At 72.3% G+C, this 17,251-nt stretch carries 19 protein-coding genes; 10 read left to right on the plus strand and 9 right to left on the minus strand.

Annotation, left to right across the window (positions count from 1 at the left end; genetic code table 11):
- Positions 1-44 precede the first annotated feature (44 nt).
- Positions 45-2,093, plus strand: a complete 2,049-nt coding sequence (locus tag ACIP67_RS09185) for a DHA2 family efflux MFS transporter permease subunit (protein WP_401689732.1) — start codon at positions 45-47, stop codon at positions 2,091-2,093.
- 149 nt (positions 2,094-2,242) lie between these two features.
- Here the strand turns inward: ACIP67_RS09185 and ACIP67_RS09190 are convergent, their stop codons facing one another.
- Positions 2,243-3,181 (minus strand): alpha/beta fold hydrolase, encoded by a 939-nt coding sequence (locus ACIP67_RS09190; RefSeq protein WP_401689735.1) that lies wholly within the window; start codon positions 3,179-3,181, stop codon positions 2,243-2,245.
- Between the two features lie 277 nt (positions 3,182-3,458).
- Between ACIP67_RS09190 and ACIP67_RS09195 the strand changes: the two genes are divergently transcribed.
- The 3 genes from ACIP67_RS09195 to ACIP67_RS09205 all read left to right on the plus strand — a co-directional run bounded on the left by ACIP67_RS09195 (position 3,459) and on the right by ACIP67_RS09205 (position 5,935).
- Positions 3,459-4,049: a TetR/AcrR family transcriptional regulator gene (locus ACIP67_RS09195; RefSeq protein WP_401689738.1), complete on the plus strand. Its 591-nt coding sequence runs from the start codon at positions 3,459-3,461 to the stop codon at positions 4,047-4,049.
- A 285-nt stretch (positions 4,050-4,334) separates the two neighbouring features.
- Positions 4,335-5,012: a hypothetical protein gene (locus tag ACIP67_RS09200; protein WP_401689741.1), complete on the plus strand. Its 678-nt coding sequence runs from the start codon at positions 4,335-4,337 to the stop codon at positions 5,010-5,012.
- A 5-nt stretch (positions 5,013-5,017) separates the two neighbouring features.
- The gene (locus ACIP67_RS09205) at positions 5,018-5,935 is read left to right on the plus strand and encodes a hypothetical protein (RefSeq protein ID WP_401689744.1); all 918 of its coding nucleotides are present in this window, start codon (positions 5,018-5,020) and stop codon (positions 5,933-5,935) included.
- Between the two features lie 109 nt (positions 5,936-6,044).
- Here ACIP67_RS09205 and ACIP67_RS09210 read toward each other — a convergent pair whose 3' ends face one another.
- Positions 6,045-6,470: a DUF1992 domain-containing protein gene (locus ACIP67_RS09210; RefSeq protein WP_401689747.1), complete on the minus strand. Its 426-nt coding sequence runs from the start codon at positions 6,468-6,470 to the stop codon at positions 6,045-6,047.
- 99 nt (positions 6,471-6,569) lie between these two features.
- On the opposite strand from ACIP67_RS09210, the gene ACIP67_RS09215 reads away from it, so the two are divergent.
- The gene (locus ACIP67_RS09215) at positions 6,570-6,962 is read left to right on the plus strand and encodes a hypothetical protein (protein ID WP_401689749.1); all 393 of its coding nucleotides are present in this window, start codon (positions 6,570-6,572) and stop codon (positions 6,960-6,962) included.
- Between the two features lie 23 nt (positions 6,963-6,985).
- On the opposite strand, the gene ACIP67_RS09220 is transcribed toward ACIP67_RS09215, so the two are convergent.
- The gene (locus ACIP67_RS09220) at positions 6,986-7,657 is read right to left on the minus strand and encodes an O-methyltransferase (protein WP_401689752.1); all 672 of its coding nucleotides are present in this window, start codon (positions 7,655-7,657) and stop codon (positions 6,986-6,988) included.
- 168 nt (positions 7,658-7,825) lie between these two features.
- Positions 7,826-9,058: a DUF2330 domain-containing protein gene (locus ACIP67_RS09225; protein WP_401690306.1), complete on the minus strand. Its 1,233-nt coding sequence runs from the start codon at positions 9,056-9,058 to the stop codon at positions 7,826-7,828.
- Between the two features lie 393 nt (positions 9,059-9,451).
- Here ACIP67_RS09225 and ACIP67_RS09230 point away from each other — a divergent pair, with 393 nt between their 5' ends.
- Both ACIP67_RS09230 and ACIP67_RS09235 read left to right on the plus strand, forming a co-directional pair.
- A complete protein-coding gene (locus tag ACIP67_RS09230) occupies positions 9,452-11,488 on the plus strand; it encodes a bifunctional glycosyltransferase 87/phosphatase PAP2 family protein (RefSeq protein ID WP_401689755.1) in 2,037 nt (678 codons plus the stop codon).
- A 118-nt stretch (positions 11,489-11,606) separates the two neighbouring features.
- The gene (locus ACIP67_RS09235) at positions 11,607-12,278 is read left to right on the plus strand and encodes a hypothetical protein (RefSeq protein ID WP_401689758.1); all 672 of its coding nucleotides are present in this window, start codon (positions 11,607-11,609) and stop codon (positions 12,276-12,278) included.
- Between the two features lie 6 nt (positions 12,279-12,284).
- Here ACIP67_RS09235 and ACIP67_RS09240 read toward each other — a convergent pair whose 3' ends face one another.
- Entirely contained in the window at positions 12,285-12,662 is a 378-nt protein-coding gene (locus tag ACIP67_RS09240) for a hypothetical protein (RefSeq protein WP_401689760.1), read from the minus strand.
- Between the two features lie 102 nt (positions 12,663-12,764).
- Between ACIP67_RS09240 and sigJ the strand changes: the two genes are divergently transcribed.
- The gene (sigJ, locus tag ACIP67_RS09245) at positions 12,765-13,667 is read left to right on the plus strand and encodes an RNA polymerase sigma factor SigJ (RefSeq protein ID WP_401689763.1); all 903 of its coding nucleotides are present in this window, start codon (positions 12,765-12,767) and stop codon (positions 13,665-13,667) included.
- 21 nt (positions 13,668-13,688) lie between these two features.
- On the opposite strand, the gene ACIP67_RS09250 is transcribed toward sigJ, so the two are convergent.
- A complete protein-coding gene (locus ACIP67_RS09250) occupies positions 13,689-14,138 on the minus strand; it encodes an ATP-binding protein (RefSeq protein WP_401689766.1) in 450 nt (149 codons plus the stop codon).
- 91 nt (positions 14,139-14,229) lie between these two features.
- Here ACIP67_RS09250 and ACIP67_RS09255 point away from each other — a divergent pair, with 91 nt between their 5' ends.
- Together ACIP67_RS09255 and ACIP67_RS09260 are read left to right on the plus strand one after the other, a co-directional pair.
- Positions 14,230-15,066, plus strand: a complete 837-nt coding sequence (locus tag ACIP67_RS09255) for a helix-turn-helix domain-containing protein (protein WP_401689769.1) — start codon at positions 14,230-14,232, stop codon at positions 15,064-15,066.
- Positions 15,038-15,229, plus strand: a complete 192-nt coding sequence (locus ACIP67_RS09260) for a DUF397 domain-containing protein (protein WP_401689772.1) — start codon at positions 15,038-15,040, stop codon at positions 15,227-15,229. Before ACIP67_RS09255 ends, ACIP67_RS09260 begins: the two co-directional genes overlap by 29 nt.
- Positions 15,230-15,244: 15 nt before the next feature.
- Here the strand turns inward: ACIP67_RS09260 and ACIP67_RS09265 are convergent, their stop codons facing one another.
- From ACIP67_RS09265 to ACIP67_RS09275, 3 genes are all read right to left on the minus strand, one after another.
- A complete protein-coding gene (locus ACIP67_RS09265) occupies positions 15,245-15,934 on the minus strand; it encodes a YoaK family protein (RefSeq protein WP_401689774.1) in 690 nt (229 codons plus the stop codon).
- Between the two features lie 116 nt (positions 15,935-16,050).
- Positions 16,051-16,470, minus strand: coding sequence for a transglycosylase SLT domain-containing protein (locus tag ACIP67_RS09270; RefSeq protein WP_401689777.1), 420 nt, complete (start codon positions 16,468-16,470; stop codon positions 16,051-16,053).
- A gap of 426 nt (positions 16,471-16,896) precedes the next feature.
- Positions 16,897-17,232, minus strand: coding sequence for a hypothetical protein (locus ACIP67_RS09275; protein ID WP_401689780.1), 336 nt, complete (start codon positions 17,230-17,232; stop codon positions 16,897-16,899).
- Positions 17,233-17,251: the final 19 nt, after the last annotated feature.

The following is a 17,251-nucleotide window of genomic DNA, read 5'->3' on the forward strand; positions in this document are numbered from 1 at the left end:
CCGATCACGATGGAAAGATGTCACGTGAGCCTCGGGAGGCATCCATGGCCTTGGACGCGCACGCCAGGACCGGGGATCCACGCGATCCGCGACAGGAGCATGTTTCCGGCAACGTCCTCGTCTCCATCGGCGCGCTGCTGCTCGGCATGCTGCTGGCCGCCCTGGACCAGACCATCGTGTCCACCGCGCTGCCCACGATCGTCAGCGAGCTCGGCGGTCTGGAGCACCTGTCCTGGGTGGTCACGGCGTACCTGCTGGCGTCGACGGCGGCGACGCCGCTGTGGGGGAAACTGGGCGACCAGTACGGGCGCAAGAGGCTGTTCCAGACCGCGATCGTGATCTTCCTGCTGGGTTCGGCGCTGTGCGGAACGGCGCAGGACATGCCGCAGCTCATCGCCTTCCGGGCGGTGCAGGGCGTGGGCGGCGGCGGGTTGATGGTGCTGTCGATGGCGATCGTCGGTGACCTCGTGCCGCCGCGTGAACGCGGCCGGTACCAGGGTCTGTTCGGCGCCGTCTTCGGTGCGACCAGCGTCCTCGGCCCCCTCCTCGGCGGCCTGTTCACCCAGCATCTGAGCTGGCGCTGGGTCTTCTACGTCAACCTCCCCGTCGGGGTCGTCGCGCTCGCCGTCATCGCGACCGTCCTGCACGTCCCGCGCACGGCGACGCGGCACGTCATCGACTACCTCGGCACCTTCCTCATCGCCGCCGTCGCCACCTGCCTGGTCCTCGTGGCCTCCCTCGGCGGCACCACCTGGGGCTGGGGATCGCCGCAGATCGCCGGTCTCGCCGTGCTGGGCGTCGTGCTCGCCGTCGTGTTCGTGGCCGTGGAGCGCGGGGCGGCCGAACCCGTCCTGCCGCTGAAGCTGTTCCGCATCCGCACCTTCACCCTCTCCGCGGTCATCAGCTTCATCGTCGGCTTCGCGATGTTCGGCGCGATGACCTACCTGCCCACCTTCCTCCAGGTCGTGCACGGCGTCTCGCCGACCATGTCGGGCGTGTACATGCTGCCGATGGTGGCCGGTCTGCTGCTGTCGTCGACGGTGTCCGGGCAGATCGTCAGCCGCACCGGCCGCTGGAAGGTCTTCCCGGTCGCGGGCACCGGCGTGACGGCCCTCGGCCTGCTCCTCCTGCACCAGCTCGACGCGGACAGCTCCACCGCGGAGATGAGCGCGTACTTCCTCGTCTTCGGCGCGGGCCTCGGCCTGGTGATGCAGGTGCTGGTCCTCATCGTGCAGAACGCGGTGTCCTACGAGGACCTGGGCGTCGCCACCTCCGGCGCGACCTTCTTCCGCTCCATCGGCGCGTCCTTCGGCGTCGCGATCTTCGGCACGGTCTTCGCGGGACGCCTGGGCGACATGCTCGCGAACGCCTTCCGGGGCGTCGACCTGCCGCCCGGTGTCTCGGCCGGCGCGCTGGAGGCCGACCCGCGCCTCGTCGGCGACCTGCCGGCCGCCCTGCGCCCGCCGGTCCTCGACGCGTACGCGTCCGCCATCACGGACGTCTTCCTGTACGCCGCCCCCGTCGCCTTGCTGGGCTTCGTCCTCGCCTGGTTCCTGCGGGAGGACCGGCTGCGCGGTTCGGTCACCGCACCGGACGGCACCGAGACCCTCGCCAGCAACCCCGTCGAGCGGTCGTCGTACGACGAGGTGTGCCGGGCGCTGTCCGTCCTCGGCACCCGCGAGGGCCGCCACGAGATCTACCGCAAGATCACCGACCGGGCCGGCTACGACCTCCTCCCGGCCGCGAGCTGGATGCTGCTGCGGATCAAGCGGTACGGCAGTGTCGAGCCCGGCATGCTCGCCGAGCGCACCAACGTCCCGCTGCCCGCGGTGCTGGAGGCCGCCCGCCAGATCGAGGAGCGCCGCCTCGCCCGGCGTGAGGGACTGGACCTCCTCCTGACCCCCCGGGGCCACGAGGTCGCCGGACGCCTGGCCCGGGCCCGCGAGGAGTCGCTGGCCGAACTCCTCGGCGACTGGTGGGGCCCCGACCGCCCCACCGACCTGACCCGCCTGGTGACGGAACTGAACGAGGAACTCTGCGGATCGGACCGCGAACAGCCCCACGACATGCGGCCGGTCGTACGGCTCGGGTGAGGAGCGAACGGGCGCCACCCGCCGGGGTGTCGACCGGACAACGGGCGACACGCCGGGCGCGCGGGCATCCCCCGCATGGCCTGGTCGGTGGACGTTGCGCATCCGAACGGCCGAGGAGCGCACGAGGACCGCACGGGACAGGACCGGTGTCAGTCGCCGGCGAGGATGAAATCGGCTAGAGCGGCAGCGACGGCTTCGGGCTGCTCATCGGGGATGAAGTGCCCCGCGTCGGGCACGACGACTCCGGTGGCGCCGTCGGCCCATGGGCTGATGGAGGCCGCCATGTCCGGGATGGAGCCATGGCTGCCGGAGATTCCGAGGAGGGGCACCGTCAGGTGCTGCCGCTCGAGCGCCTCGTGGTTCTTGCGCGCCGACTCGGCGGCGTCCCGGTAGTAGGCGAGGGAGGCGCGGAGGCCACCGTCGGCGGCGATGGCCTCCGCGTAGTGGTCGAGTTCGGCGTCGTCGAACGTGTCGGGAGAGAGGGCCTTCGTTCTCAGGAACCAGCCGACATAGTCCCGTTCGCGGCCGGCAAGCAGTGTCTCGGGCAGGTCGGGCACGAGGTGGAACGCGAAGTGCCAGGTCTTCCACGCGCGGTCCGGGTCGGTGGGAATCGCCTCGGGCAGGGTGATGCCGGGAATTCCGGCGTCGAGCAGAGCGACCCCGCGTAGGTGGCTTTCGTATGCGAGTGCGAGGGAGAAGGCGACCCAGGCGCCGATGTCGTGGGCGACCAGCCAGTAGGTCGACACTCCGAGAGCCTTCACGGCGGCGTGGACATGCGCTGCGACCGTGTGCGTGTCGTAGCTGCGCTCCGGACGCTCGGAGTGGCCCTGCCCCGGCAGGTCGATCGCGATGACGTGGAACCGGCCGGCGAGGCTGGGCATGACCTTTCGCCACGCCCACCAGGTCTGCGGGAATCCGGCGAGCAGGACAACGGCCGGGCCGGTCGGCCGGCCGCCTTCGACGGCATGAAGACGGACGCCGTCGGCGTCGACCCAGCAGTGGGTGAATCCCGCCAGGTCGTGCAGGGGCAGATCGCGGACAGGGTTGCTTTCGCAGCCGTGCCGAGCGCTGGTCGCAGGGTCGGTCACAGGGATCCTCCGTCGGTGTCAGGTGTTCTGGTTCCGGCACTTCGCCCGAGGAGCAGGCCCTGTCGTCACCTGCCCGTCGTCGCGTCGCCCGAAGGGCGGCCCTGGGGCGTCAGGTGCGTGCTCCGGGGGTCCCCCCGGCCGAAGGCCGGGGGAGCGGGCCGACGCCCGGCCGTCACCAGGCTTGGACGCTAACACATCTTGAACTGATTGGTTCAAGATAGGATGGTGCGCAGCGCAGCGCAGCCCAGACATCGACATGCCGGCAAGGAAGTGCCACGTGGCAGGCAGGAAGCAGTTCGACATGGACGCGGCACTTGACGCCGCGATGATCCAGTTCTGGCGTGCCGGCTACGCCGACACCTCGGTGGACGATCTGTCCCGGGCGACCGGCCTGAACCGCAGCTCCATCTACTCCTCGCTCGGCGACAAGGACACGCTCTTCCTGCGCTGCCTGGATCGCTATGCCGCGCGCTACGGCGACGCGTACGACGCCGCCCTGTCGTGTGCCGCCTCGGAGCCCCTCGCCGCCGTTCGCGCGTTCTTCGACGTCACCCTCGAGCGCATCGCCGATCCCGAACTGCCGGACGGATGCCTGGTCGCCCAGTCGGCCATGGCGATCCCGGTGCTGAGCCCGAGCGTCGCGGCCCGCGCGAAGGAGGCGCTGGGCTTCCAGCGCTCGCGTCTGCGCGCCGCGCTGAAGGCCGGCCGCATGACCGACCAGGACGCCGAGGCCTTCGCCGAACACGTGGCGGCCGTGAACCAGTCCCTCGCCGTCATGAGCAGGGCCGGGGTGAGCCCGGCGCAGCTCCGGGCCGTTGTGCGCGTCACCGCCGACGCGCTCTCGCAGGCGTTGCTGGCGCGCAACTAGGTGTCCGGTGTCAGATTCGGATCACGTCGGCCGGAGGCTGCGGATCCCGATGACGGCAGCGCGCAGGCGGAGTCCGACGGGGTGGCTGGTGGCGGTCCCGTCGTAGCGGGTGGCTGGTTCGGCTCGACGACCGTGGACAGTCGCCCCGTCTTCACGTCGTAGGCGTAACGGCCGATCTTGAACTTGGCGGAAAGGGCGCCGAAGGCCGGGTGCCGTTTGTCCGGCGCCGTCCGGGCAACCCGAATCGTGAACCGGCCCGAGGGGCCGACACACCGGAAGGCAACCATGTCCACAGGCCTGATCATCGCTCTGATCGTGATCGTGGCGGCCGTCATCGCCGTCGCGGCCGTCCTGGCCGTGCGGGCCCGAGGGTCGCAGTCAGGACGCAGCCTGAAGCAGCGCTTCGGGCCCGAGTACGACCGGGCCGTCGCCCGGCACGACGGTGACGTCAAGGCGGCCGAGCGGGAACTCGGCACCCTCGTGGAGCGGCACGGCGGCCTGCACGAGCGGCCGCTGGAGCCCGCGGAGCGCGAGCGGTTCGAGGCCGCCTGGACGGCCGCGCAGGAGCGCTTCGTCGACTCGCCCCGCGAGGCGGTCGCCGAGGCCGACCGACTGCTCGCCGACGTGGCCGGAGCCCGGGGCTTCCCGGCCGGCACGCAGTACGAGGAGCAGGTCGCCGCGCTCAGCGTGCACCACGCGCGCCACGTGCACGGCTACCGGCGCGTCCACCAGGTCGCCCGCTTCCACACGGACGGCGGCGCCCGCAGCGGCCAGGCACCCGGCACCGAGGACCTGCGGTCCGCCCTGGTCGAGGCCCGTGCCCTCTTCGACGACCTGCTGACCGACGGCCGGTCCGGCTCAGGCCGCCACGCACTGACCCGGCCGGCGAGCCGGGAGACCAAGGCCCGCGAGGGCCACCACATGCCGTGGGGCTTCCACCGGCATCAGACGAAGCAGGGGTGAGAAGGATGCCCGACGTGACACCGAGCGGCGAGGAACGACGCGGGACGCGGCCCGAGCAGCGGGACGCCGAGGCCGGGCGGACCGACCGCCGCGCCGAACAGCAGTCCGAGTGGATCGAACGCGGCGAGCGCACGTCCGTAGTGGGCGGCGGCCAGGAGGCGCCGGCGACGGCCGCGGAACGGCGGGGCGCCTTCGCCGAGATGAGCGGTGACGCCCGGGACGAGACGACCGGCGGCGTGCGGGAGGCGCGGAACGCCCGTGAGGCCCGCGAGGCCAGGGAGATCAGGAGCGCCCGTGAGGCCAGTGGCGCCGGAGAGGGGAACGCGATGAGGGGCGGGACGAGGACCGGGGCGGGCGCGTACGAGGGCAAGGACGCGGACACCGGTCAGGACGCGTACGCCGGCAAGGACGCCTACGGCGGCCGGGACGCGTACGCCGGCCAGGACCCGGAGCCGTACGGCGGCGGCGACGCGTCCGGCGAGCAGGGCCGCACCGGTGCCCACGCCCTCCGCGGCACCGAGCCGGGATCGCCCACCGCGGCCGGTACTGCCACCGAGGCCGGTACCGCCGCCCCGGCGGGCCGGTCCGAGCGGACCGGCCAGGCCGCCGCCCCGCACACCGCGTCGTCGGCCTCCTCCCTGCTCCCGGGCGACCAGTGCGACAAGCTCACCGCGCGCATCCAGCACGCGGTCGCGGAGTTCGTCGACCGTCCCCACGACGCCGTCGAGGAGGCGGACCACGTCCTGGAGGAGCTGACCGCGTCGTTCACCGACGCCATGAACCGCCGCCGCCGTACGCTGCGCGGCTCCTGGCAGCTCGCGGACGACACCCGGGGCGACCGCGACACGACCGCCGACACCGAGCAGCTCCGGCTGGCCCTGCGGGACTACCGCGAGCTCACGGAACGGCTGCTGCACATCTGACGGCCCGCGCGGCCGGTGCACGGCCCGCTCCTCGGCCCGGCCTGCCCGGCCCGTGTGCCCCGGCCCGGCCTGCCGGCCCGTGTGCCCCGTGGCCTACTCGGCCCGCGTACTACTCGGCCCGCGTGCCCTCGGCCGCCGCCCGGCGCTCCCGCCACTCCCGTACGACCGTCTCGACGTCGTAGGGCTTCATACCCAGCGGGGGGCCGGGCGGCGGCTTGAACATCATGTCCCGCAGCTTGACGTTGACATCCGTGACGATCTTCCGGACGAGGCGTTCCGAAGGGGCCGCGTACGCCGCCGCGAGCGCGTCCTCCGCCTCCTTGCGCAACGCGAGCGCCGGCGGAAGCACCGAGAGCCCCTCGCGCGCCATCTTGCGCCGGACCCACCACAGTTCGTCGTACGAACTCTCGATCTCAGGGGGCAACGGCCTGCCCGCACCCGGGAGTTGATCGAACTCGCCCCGCCGCTCCGCGTCCCGGATCTGCTTGTCCACCCAGGACTCGAACGGAACGCCGGGTGGCTTTCGCTCGGTCATGCGTCCATTGTGCCGGACGCCACGGCCCCGGGCGATTTAGTATGCGGCCGCTGCACAAAGGTCACACAGCAACCGTCGGACACCTCACGAGGAGCGCACGTGCTCGAACTCACCATGGCCACCGTCTCGGGGACGGAAGAGGGTGCCACGGCCGGCATGCTCATGGCCGACGCGCCCAGCGACCCGGGGGCCGTGCTGCGGGTGGGCCGGGACAAGTCCGTCTGCCGTCTCGTGACGCCCGAGGACTGGCTGTTCGTCTCCCGGGTCCACCTGGAGTTCCTGTGCGGCCCCGAGGGCGTCTGGCAGGTCACCTGGCTGCGCGGCTCCCAGCCGGACCCGTCCTCCGAGGTGCGGCTGGTGGTCGGGGAGTACGCCCAGACCATCGCCTACGGCGGGACCGTGCAGCTGCCGCGCGGCGGCGCCGGCGAGATCATCGTCGTGGACCGCACCGGGCCGCGCAGCGTCAACGTGGGCTTCTACCACGAGGCGTAGCCCTCACCGGCCCGGCCCGGCCCTCACGCCAGGACGCGGGCCAGCGCGAACCCGTCGTACCCCTTGGAGCCCACGGTCTGGATCGCCGTACCGCTCAACCTGGGGTGCGCGCCGATGAGTTCGATGGCGGACCGGGTGCCGAGGACGTCCCCCGCGTCGCTGGCGGCGTCGGTCACCCGGCCGCCCCGGACGACGTTGTCGACGACGATCAGGCTGCCCGTGCTGGTGAGCCGCAGCGCCCACTCCAGGTAGTGCGCGTTGTTGACCTTGTCGGCGTCGATGAAGACCAGGTCGAACGGGGGCGGGTTCTCGTCGGCCAGCCGCGGCAGCGACTCCAGGGCCGGGCCCACCCGTACCTCCACCAGCTTGTCGAGTCCCGCCCGCGCGATGTTGCGGACCGCGACCTCCGCGTGCCGCGGGCTGTACTCCAGCGAGATCAGCCGGCCGTCCGCCGGGAGCGCGCGGCCCAGCCAGATCGTGCTGTACCCGCCGAGCGTGCCGATCTCCAGGATCGTGCGCGCCCCCTGGATCTCGGCGAGCAGCTGGAGGAGCTTGCCCTGGGTCGCCGTGACGTTGGCCTGCGGGAGCTCGGCGGCCTCGCTGTCGCGCAGCGCGGCCGCGGTCACCTCGTCGTCCGGGGCGAGGTGGGTGGTGAAGTAGGCGTCGACGGCGTCCCAGACGTGCGACTCGCTCATGCGCTCTGCCTCTCGTGTACCTGACGTAACCGTGGCCTGCGTGGATCATCCCGTTAGGAGCGCTAACTACTATGCCAACGGCGCCGGTTGCGCCCGGGTTCCCCGTCCGGGGCGCCTCATGGGTTTCCCCGGCCGGGCCAATGCGGCCGTTCGGTCCGCAAGGCGGATTCAGCCGGTACGGGGGCCCGGGGGCGGCGAGGCGGGCGGCACCGGCGGCCGAGGGGGCACCGTGGGCCGGGGCGGTGCCGCGGGCCGGGGAGGCGCCGCGGGCCGGGGAGGCGCCGCCGACCGCGCGGGTGGAGGCGCCACGGGGTGCGCGGGCCGGGCGCCCCGGTGCCGTCGCGCCCCCGTGTACCCCCGGCGCACCCGCCCCCGGCGCACGCCGAGCACCACCGCGCCCGTCACCAGCGCCGCGGCCACGCCGGCGACCGTCAGCAGCCACACCGGCGCCCCGCCCACCGTGAGCAGCCGGTTCTCGTAGACGACCTGCCGGAACGCCGTGTCCTTCGCCGTACGGCGCAGTTCGTGGTCCGCCGAGATCGACGACGGCACCGGGAACTCCTGCACGAGGGCCGTCAGGAACGGCGTGCCGTCCGCGAGCTCGCCCAGCGGCCCCGCCGTCGTGCCGATCCGCCCCGCGAACGTCACCCGGGGCCGCTCCCCGCCGATCCGTGACACCGGCTCCATCCGGTGGCCGGCCAGGACGTACAGGCTCAGCGACTGCGGGGTGGCGGCGAGCCGGGACAGCCGCATCGGATAGACGAGGGTGTCGCTGGCGAAGCTGAGGTGCAGCGGCTCCAGGTCACCGCGGAGCGGGGTGCCGGCGGTCTCCGGGGCCAGCCGTACCGCCACGTACTCCCAGCGCCGGTCGACGTACGGCTGGAGCGCCGTCTCCAGACGGGGCGGGAAGACGAAGCCGTTGTCGCCCAGCCAGCCGTCCAGGGCGGCCGGGTCGGTGGCCGTCAGCCGGGCCACGTCGAACGGCCCGAGCCGCTCGCGCCCCACCACGCCCACCCCGGGCGCGGCGCCCGGCGGCGGAGGGGCCGCCCCCGCGACGCCGTCGCCCGTCGTCAGCGGCCAGTCGCCGTCCTGCGGCCAGAAGTGGTAGCGGGTGCGCTCCTCGGGCGCCGTGGCCTCGGTCAGCTGGGAGAACACCTCCGGGTCGCCGAGCCGCACGTCCGCCCGGTTCGGCACCGGCATGATCCAGGCGGCCCGGTCGGCGTCCCCCGTGACCGACAGCCCCATGACGATCTGCTCCCGCTCCCCGTCCCAGCGCACCGCGGAGACCTCCCGGCGCACCGCGACCTGCCGCTCGTCGCCCGGGACGAGCGCACCGCAGCCGCAGGCGTAGGCGGGGGCGACGAGGGAGCCGAGCTGGGTCGCGAGGAGCGCGAGGAGCAGGACCGCCAACCGTCCCCGCCACGCCCTCCGCGACACCCCTTGCCACACCCTCCGCGACACCCCCCGCCATACCCCGCGTTCGTGTCGTTCCCGCAGGAAACCGACCATGTCGCGCAGCCCCTCCGTCACTGGTCACCGCCTGTGGACCTACGACGGTACGAGCGAAGATCCGGTTCCGTTCGGCTCCGTCCGCGCTGTGACTCAGATCGCACCCCGCGGAGGCAACCCTCCCCCCGGCGCACTATCGTCTTCCGGACAAAAGGAGAGCGGACGTCAGGTGAGAACAGGGTGGCCTGCGTCCCTGTCCGGGGGTGGTGCGAGCCTCATAGGGTTCGCAAAGTACACCTCACGCGTGTGACGCGTGGGACGAACGGGGCGGGAGGCCGACGAGGCGTGGCGAATGCGGAGCACAGCGGACGGCCGGCGGAACCCTTCGGGGCGACGACGGCCGACACGGCGAGGGCGCGCCTGCGCGTGGCCCGCCTCGGCCTGTGGCTGGTGGCGGTGGTCCTCGCCGTCCGGCAGGTGGCCGTCGTCCTCGGCACCCCGAGCGGAGAGCGGCTGACGGACCTGGAGACCTGGGTCGGACCGGACGGCGTCCTGCACGTCAACGGTTCGCTCTACGACTCCACCCGCTTCACGGGCACCCCCTTCGGCGGGCTCGTCCTCAAACCCCTCACGCGCGCCGCCGAGCAGGCCCTCGGCTGGGGCTGGACCTTCGGCACGCTGCTGCTGGTCGTGGCGCTGGGCCTGGTCGCGGCGCGCGCCCTGCCGCAGCCGGTCAGCAGACGCACCTCGCTGCTCGCCGCGCCCGTCGCGATCGTGCTGCTGATGCTGTCGCTGCCGGTGCGCAACACCCTCTGGCTCGGCCAGACCAGCATCATCCCGGTCCTGCTGGTCCTGCTCGGCTGCCTGGTCGTGCGGGGACAGCGGGCGGGCGGCGTGCTCATCGGCGTCGCGGCGGCGCTCCAGCCGACGGTCCTCCTCTTCGTGCCCCTGCTCTGGTTCACCGGCCGCCGCCCGGCCGCGCTCACCACGGGCGGCACCTTCGCCGCCGCCACGCTGCTCGCCTGGGCGGCGATGCCGCACGACTCGTACACCTACTGGGTCCACCACATGGCGGGCGTCGGCCTCGGCGGCCAGGCGGACGCCCTCGCCAACCAGTCCCTGCACGGTGCCCTGCTCCGCCTCGGCCTGTCCGGCCCACTGGAGATCGTCCTCTTCCTGGCGCTGGGCGCGACGGTCGCCGTGCTCGGCGTGCGGCGGGCCGTGCGCTACGCCCGCGACGGCCAGCTGCTGCTGGCGGTCGCCCTCACCGGCTGCGCGGCGGTCGCCGTGTCCCCGACCACCTGGCAGCACCAGCTCCTGTGGGTCCTCCTCGCCGTCGTCGGCCGCGTCGGCCGGCGCGCCTCCGACCGCTACGTCTGGCCGGTCGCCGTCGCCCTGGTGATGACGCTCCCCGCGCGGATGATGCTGCCGAACGTGCCCGCCCTGCACCCCGTCCGGGACAACGCGGTGCTGCTCGCGGCGGTGGCCGCGGCGACGGTCGTGCCCTTCCTCTCCCGGACGTCGGAGCACTACCGCACACCCGTCCCCACCGAGTACGCCGCCCCCGTCCCGGCCCGCTGGAAGCACGTCCCCCTGCTGCCGTTCCTGCGCCGCGTCCTGACCCGCCCCAACCTCCTCCTGGAGCTGCTGCTGATCCGCGTGACGTACGCGGCCTACCAGCAGGTCCGGCTGGCGGCGACCGGCGGCCGCGAGCGCGCGGAGGCCCACGGCCAGGAGGTCCTCGACCTCGAGGGCGCCCTGCACATCGACATCGAGCACACGGTCAACCACTGGGTGGTCGGCGTCGACTGGCTGCGCCACTTCTTCGACTTCTACTACGAGTCCTTCCACTTCGTGGTGCCGCTGTCCGTCCTCGCCGTCCTGTACTGGCGGCGCCCGGTCGACTACCGCTGGGCCCGCGCCTCCCTCGGCTTCGCCACGCTCCTCGCCCTGCTCGGCTTCTGGCTGTACCCGCTGGCCCCGCCCCGCCTGATGCCCGCCCTGGGCATCATCGACACGGTCCACGGCGTCCAGGACTTCTCCCAGCCGGACTACGGCACCCTGACCGCCCTGACCAACCAGTACGCGGCCATGCCCTCGCTGCACTTCGGCTGGTCGCTGTGGTGCGGACTGGTCATCGCGCTCGTGGCGCCGAAGTGGTGGATGAAGGCGCTGGGCCTCCTCCACCCGCTGTTCACGGTGTCCGCGATCGTCGCCACCGGCAACCACTGGGTCCTGGACGCGGCGGGCGGCGCGGCCGTCGTCCTGGCCGGCTTCGGCCTGGCCTACCTGCTCCAGGGCCCCCGGGCACGGGCGACGGCGATCCCGAGGCAGGCCGTGGCCGCCCCGGCGCTGCCGGAGAAGGACCGGACCCCGAGCTGATCACCGCCCGGCCGGGCCGTACCAGGTGTGACCGGGCCTGACCGGGCCCCTCTGGTCGTGCTCAGGTCACGCGAGGCGTCTAACCTCCTGTGCGGGAGGACTGATGTTCGGAGGAAACGTGCGGAGGGTGTTGGCCGGCGCCGCGACCGCCGCTGTCGTGGTGCTGTCCGGGGCGGCCTGCTCGGGCCAGGACACGGGCGCGGGGGAGGCGAAGAAGGGGGCCGCCGTCCCCTACGACGAGCTGAGGGCCCTGGCCTTCAAGGACGGCGAGGTGCCCGACGTCCATGACACCCCGGTCCAGGAACCCAGCCCCGGGATGAGCGAACCGGCGGCCCCGCCGGTCTCGAACGCGTCCTGCGCGACCGTCCTGGCCGCGGTGAACGCCGCCGGCGCCCCCACCGTCGTACGCCAGGTCTTCAACTGGAAGTACGACCTCTGGGGCGGCTCCTCCACCCTCGCCTCCTACGACGGCGACGGCGCCCGCCAGGCCTTCGGCCGCCTCCGGTCGTCGCTGGGGACCTGCTCGTCCTACAGCGGCGTCTCCTACGACGGCCCGTACACGACCGAGGTCACGCCGGCGAACGCCCCCCGCCTCGGCGACGAGGCCCTCGCCTTCCGCACCACCACGCCCACCAAGGACGGCCTGGTCCTGCACCGCGAACACGTCGTCGTCCGCATCGGCACCCTCACGGCGACCTTCACGAAGGTGGAGGCCGCGGGCGACGCGAGGTTCCCGCGGGAGCTGATCCGGCGGCAGGTGGAGCGGTTGGCTGGAACGCAGCGGGGCTGACCGCCGTCATGACCCCGACCCGTTGCGGGCCGTCAGCGCCAGCACGCTCAGCCCGAACATCAGCACCCCCAGGGGGAGATGGACCGACGGGACGTGCGCGATGCCGAGGACGACCTGGACCGAGGCGAGGAGGAGGAAACCGGACGCGTGCCAGACGGGCCGGGGCGAGCCGCCGCCCGGCTTCCACGCCAGCACCGCCGCGAGCACGTACAGCATCGACGCCCCGTACATCACACGGGCTCCGACACTGTGCAGCGTCTCTCCGTAGGACGCGGTCAGCAGCAGTCCGGCGGAGACCGCTTGAAGGAAGATGGTCAGGGTCTGCAGGACGATCGCGTACCGCAGGAACGAGAAGCTGCGCTGTGCCGTCGCCTGGGTGGCCATGTCACGGTTCTCCTGTTCCGCCCGGAAGCAGTAGATCGATAAGGTCTCACCAGCCCGACGACGCGGGCCTGCGAAAGGTAAGGCGAGGCGGCGGTCGGGAGCATGGGGATGGCTGGGACGAGCACCGATGAGACAGCCGGTGAGCGGCGGCAACTGATCAATGTCGCCTACCGGTTGCTCGGTTCACTGGCCGAGGCCGAGGACGCCGTGCAGGAGGCTTACGCGCGCTGGTACGCGCTTCCGCGAAGTCGGCAGGAGGAGATCGTGGCGCCTGGCGCCTGGCTGACGACGGTGACCGGCCGTATCTGCCTGGACCTGCTCGGCTCGGCGCGGGCTCGGCGTGAACGCTATGTCGGTGCGTGGCTGCCCGAGCCGCTGCCCGACCGCGCCGAGTGGGACCACGGCCACGGTACCGACCTCGCCGACCAGATCGTCCTGGACGAATCGGTGACCATGGCCTTCCTCGTCGTCCTGGAGTCGATGACGCCCGCCGAGCGGGTGGCGTTCGTCCTGCACGACGTGTTCCGTTACCCCTTCGCCGAAATCGCCGGCGTCCTCGGCCGGACCCCCGCTGCCTGCAAGCAACTGGCGGCCTCCGCCCGGCGGCGGATCGGCGTCGTGCGCGCCCCGGTGACGGCGGCCGGGCAGGCTGACGTGGTGCGGCACGTCAAAGAGGCATGGGAGAGGAAGGACATCGCGGCCCTGGTCGGACTCCTCGACCCGGCCGCCGTGATGACCGCCGACGGCGGCGGCATGGTCGGTACCGTCCTGCGCCCGGTCGAGGGCGGCGCCCGCATCGCCCAATACATGGTCGCCATCGCCGACAGGGCTCCGGGGCTCGAACTCCTGGAGCGGTCGGTCAACGGTGTGCCGGGCCTGGTGGCCCAGCGCGCCGGCGTCGTCCTGACCGTAGCCTCGTTCGACGTCTCCGACGGCCGCGTCAGCCGAATCTGGGCCGTCCGTAACCCGGGAAAGCTGCGGCCGTGGGCGCGGGACGGCCGCTAGCCGGGTGCCGCTGAGGCGACGTCACCGGACGGGCGCCGCACAGGGTGGCGGTTCTTCCGGCAGGCACTCGAACCACACCGTCTTCCCGCCCCCGGGCATCGGTGACACTCCCCACGTGTTCGTGACCGCGGCCACGAGGAACAGGCCCCGGCCGCTCTCCGAGGTCGGGTCGGGCTCCGCTGCCGCGCGCGGGAGCCGGTTGTCGCCGTCCCTCACTTCCACCCGGACTCCCGACTCCCGCTTCCGGATCAGCACCTCGCAGCGGCGGTCCGGGACGTGGCGGACCACGTTGGCGATCAGTTCCGTCAGCGCCAACTGCACCGCCTCCGTGAGGTGGTGCAGGTCCCAGTCCTCCAAGTGCCCTCGCGCGACACGGCGGACGTGGCGGGCCGAGTGCTCGCCGGCCGTGAGGGTCAGACGGTGCTGGATCGGGACGGGGGAGGCGAGGACGGAGGGAAAGTATTCGTTCACGGTACGAGCGTGACCTGCCGCTACTACCCTGGGCTACCGCTTGAATACAACCCGTTCAGGCGTGAGCAGCGCTGCGTGAGAGGGGCCTCGCGTGACCCACGTCAACGTCCTCGACCCGGGAGCTTCACCGCTCGACTACTACGGCTTCGAGCTGCGGCGGCTGAGGGAGTCCGCCGGGCTCAGCCAGCGGCAACTCGGCGACATCCTCAACTACACCGGGTCGTTGGTGGGCCAGATCGAGACCGCCAGGAAGGTCCCGACCGTCGAGTTCAGTGAGCGGGTGGATGCCGCTCTGGGGGCCGGTGGCCTGTTCTCGCGGCTCCTGGAGCTGGTGCTTCGCAGTCAACTTCCGGCCTGGTTCAGGCAGGTGGCCGAGCTGGAGGCTCGGGCGATCGAAATCTGCGCCTTCCAGATGCACATGGTGCACGGTCTACTGCAAAGCCCGGCCTACGTGCGTGCCGTTCTCGGAGCGCTGGACGAGAACGACCTCGACGACCGCACCGCCGTACGGCTCGCCCGGCAGCGAATCTTCGAGAAGGCGGAGCCGCCCATCTTCTGGGCGGTGCTGAGCGAGGCGGCGTTGTGCCAGGAGATCGGTGATCGGGAGGTCATGCGGGAGCAGCTCGCCCACCTTGTGTCCTTCGAGCGGAACCCGCGGATCAACATTCAGGTGCTGCCCTTCTCGGCGGGGGCGCACGCCGGGCTGACAGGCTCATTCACTCTCTTCCGCTTCACGAGTGATCCGACGATCCTCTACACCGAGGGGTATGGCAGTGGACATCCGTCCGCCAACCCGGCCACGGTGAAGGATTGTTCACTCCGTTACGATCATCTACGGGCCGCCGCGCTCTCCCTCAAGGACTCGGCGGAGCTGATCCGGCGAGTGATGGAGGAACGCTATGGAGAACAAGGCGATTCAGTGGCGTAAGTCCAGCTACAGCAGCGATCAGGGCGGCGAGTGCGTCGAAGTTGCCGAGACCCCCGCCACTGTGGCCGTACGCGACTCCAAGTCTCCGGCGGGCCCGGTCCTCACGCTTCGACCCGCCGTCTTCACCGCGTTCGTCGCGTGGGCCGGGACCGCCGGCGAGTAATTGGCCCCGGGGTGCTCAGGGACGGCCCGACGCCGTACAGGCCAGTGCGCCCGACAGGAGTGCCGCCAGGAGTAGGGGCACCCCCAGGCCGTGGTGGAGGAGGAGCCAGGCGCCGAGCAGGCCGCCCGTGAACAGGGCGGCCACGGCGGTGGCGCGGCGGCCGAAGCGGGTGCCGTGGCCGCCGCCCGCGTGGGACTCGGAGGCCATGCCGGTCAGGGTCATCGTGAGGACCGTCGTGGGGAGGTCGGGGACGCCGAGGTTGCGGACGGTCGCCGTGCGCAGGCCCAGGGCGAAGGCGGTCAGGACGATCACCGTGTAGATCGTGGCGCGGGCGTCGTCGGGGGCGGTGAGGGCGACGCCCGCCGCGGCTGCCAGCAGGGCTGCCTCCACGGCCAGTGTCAGGCGGGCCCGCAGGCGGTGCGAGCCGACGTCGTGGACCACGCGGCCCCCGGCGACGGCGCCCGCCAGGAAGCAGCCCAGCGAGGTCAGCGAGTGGGGGACCGAGAAGCCGGGGACGCCCGCCGCGGCGAAGCCGACGACCAGGACGTTGCCGGTCATGTTCGCGACGAAGATGTGGTGCAGGCCGAGGAAGCTGACGGCGTCGATCAGGCCGCTGGCCAGGGTCAGGACGAGCAGGACGGGCACGAGACGTAGACCGCGGGCTTCGGGGTCGGGCGCGGACGGTGCCGAGGGCTCGGGGGTCATCCACCCAGTTGATCACGAGCGGGGCGGAAAGCCGCGAAGGTGACGGAAAAGGCGAAAGCGGCGGTCCGGGGATCGGGGACCGCCGCTTTCGCGTCAGTGGGGGCGTGGGGCCGGGATCAGTACCAGCCGTTCGCCTGCCAGAAGGACCAGGCGCCGGTCGGGCTGCCGTAGCGGGAGTTCATGTAGTCGAGACCCCACTTGATCTGGGTCTTGGCGTTGGTCTTCCAGTCGGAGCCGGCCGAGGCCATCTTCGAGCCGGGGAGAGCCTGGACGAGGCCGTAGGCGCCGGAGGAGGCGTTGGTGGCGTCGACGTCCCAGTTGCTCTCGTGCTGGACGATCTTGCTGAACGCGTTGAACTGCGCGGCGTCCGGAATCATCTGGTGCGCGATCGCCTGGGCCTGGGAGGCGGAGGCCATGGCGGGGGCCGCCTGGGCGGGCGCCGCGGTCAGGGCCATGCCGGCGGTGGCGGCGGCCACGGCGACGGCGGTGAGGGTCTTCTTGGGGGAGGCGATGCGGCGGATGACGGAGACGGACACGGAGAACCTTTTTCCTCGGGGACGATGACGTCGCGGGGCGTGCCGGAATCACGCGGTACGTGGCCGGACCGCGTGAGGTGCGGTGGGTGGCTGGCATGCCGTGGCGCCGAGGCCCGGGGGCTTGTCGGCGCCGTGCGACGTCATCCAGAGAAGCAGGGCGGGCGGGTGTCCGCAATGACCCCTTTTACTAGTTGTGGCCGCATGTGCTCTGCCTGGTGCGGCTGTGAGCTGGCTCTCAAAGTGCAGGTCAGAGGCCTGATTTCCATGTGCATGACGTCCGAATTGTCCAACTAGGCCGGATCGTAGGTGACGTGCGTCATGTGCGGTGCTTCACCGGTCCGCGGCCCTCGTCTCACGCGCCGCGCACGCGTGCTCACGGCCCCGGGGGGTGCGGCACGGCAAGGGGGACGGCGGTGGCGCGGCGGATCACGGCTGCTTCCGGCGGCCGCTGATCAGGAAGCCGATGCCGATGCCGGCGACGAGGAAGACCCCGACGGTCCACCAGGTGCCGTAGCCGTCGTCGGAGTCCTTCTCCTTCTCGCTCGGGTTGTCCGACGTCTGCGTCGTCGCCGGTGCCGGGTCTGTCGCGTTCAGTGCGGCGACCAGGTCCGTGCCGCCGTGCACACCGGCGGGGATCGCCACCAACGGCGACGGCGACGGTGGCGGTGACGTGGACGGGGGCAGGTTGGCGGCCGTGGCGGGTGCCGCCGCCGCGATCATCGCGGTGGCGGCCAGGGCCGCTGCGCTGTGGCGGACATTCATCGGCGGATGCCTTTCCCGG

The sequence above is a fragment of the Streptomyces sp. NPDC088812 genome, assembly GCF_044750285.1.
Taxonomy (GTDB): Bacteria; Actinomycetota; Actinomycetes; order Streptomycetales; family Streptomycetaceae; genus Streptomyces.

Coding starts and splice junctions, on each gene's coding strand:
- ACIP67_RS09185 (WP_401689732.1), top strand. CDS start 45: ATGGCCTTGGACGCGCACGCCAGGACCGGGGATCCACGCGATCCGCGA.
- ACIP67_RS09200 (WP_401689741.1), top strand. CDS start 4,335: ATGTCCACAGGCCTGATCATCGCTCTGATCGTGATCGTGGCGGCCGTC.
- ACIP67_RS09205 (WP_401689744.1), top strand. CDS start 5,018: ATGCCCGACGTGACACCGAGCGGCGAGGAACGACGCGGGACGCGGCCC.
- ACIP67_RS09210 (WP_401689747.1), bottom strand. CDS start 6,470: ATGACCGAGCGAAAGCCACCCGGCGTTCCGTTCGAGTCCTGGGTGGAC.
- ACIP67_RS09220 (WP_401689752.1), bottom strand. CDS start 7,657: ATGAGCGAGTCGCACGTCTGGGACGCCGTCGACGCCTACTTCACCACC.
- ACIP67_RS09240 (WP_401689760.1), bottom strand. CDS start 12,662: ATGGCCACCCAGGCGACGGCACAGCGCAGCTTCTCGTTCCTGCGGTAC.
- sigJ (WP_401689763.1), top strand. CDS start 12,765: ATGGGGATGGCTGGGACGAGCACCGATGAGACAGCCGGTGAGCGGCGG.
- ACIP67_RS09260 (WP_401689772.1), top strand. CDS start 15,038: ATGGAGAACAAGGCGATTCAGTGGCGTAAGTCCAGCTACAGCAGCGAT.
- ACIP67_RS09265 (WP_401689774.1), bottom strand. CDS start 15,934: ATGACCCCCGAGCCCTCGGCACCGTCCGCGCCCGACCCCGAAGCCCGC.
- ACIP67_RS09275 (WP_401689780.1), bottom strand. CDS start 17,232: ATGAATGTCCGCCACAGCGCAGCGGCCCTGGCCGCCACCGCGATGATC.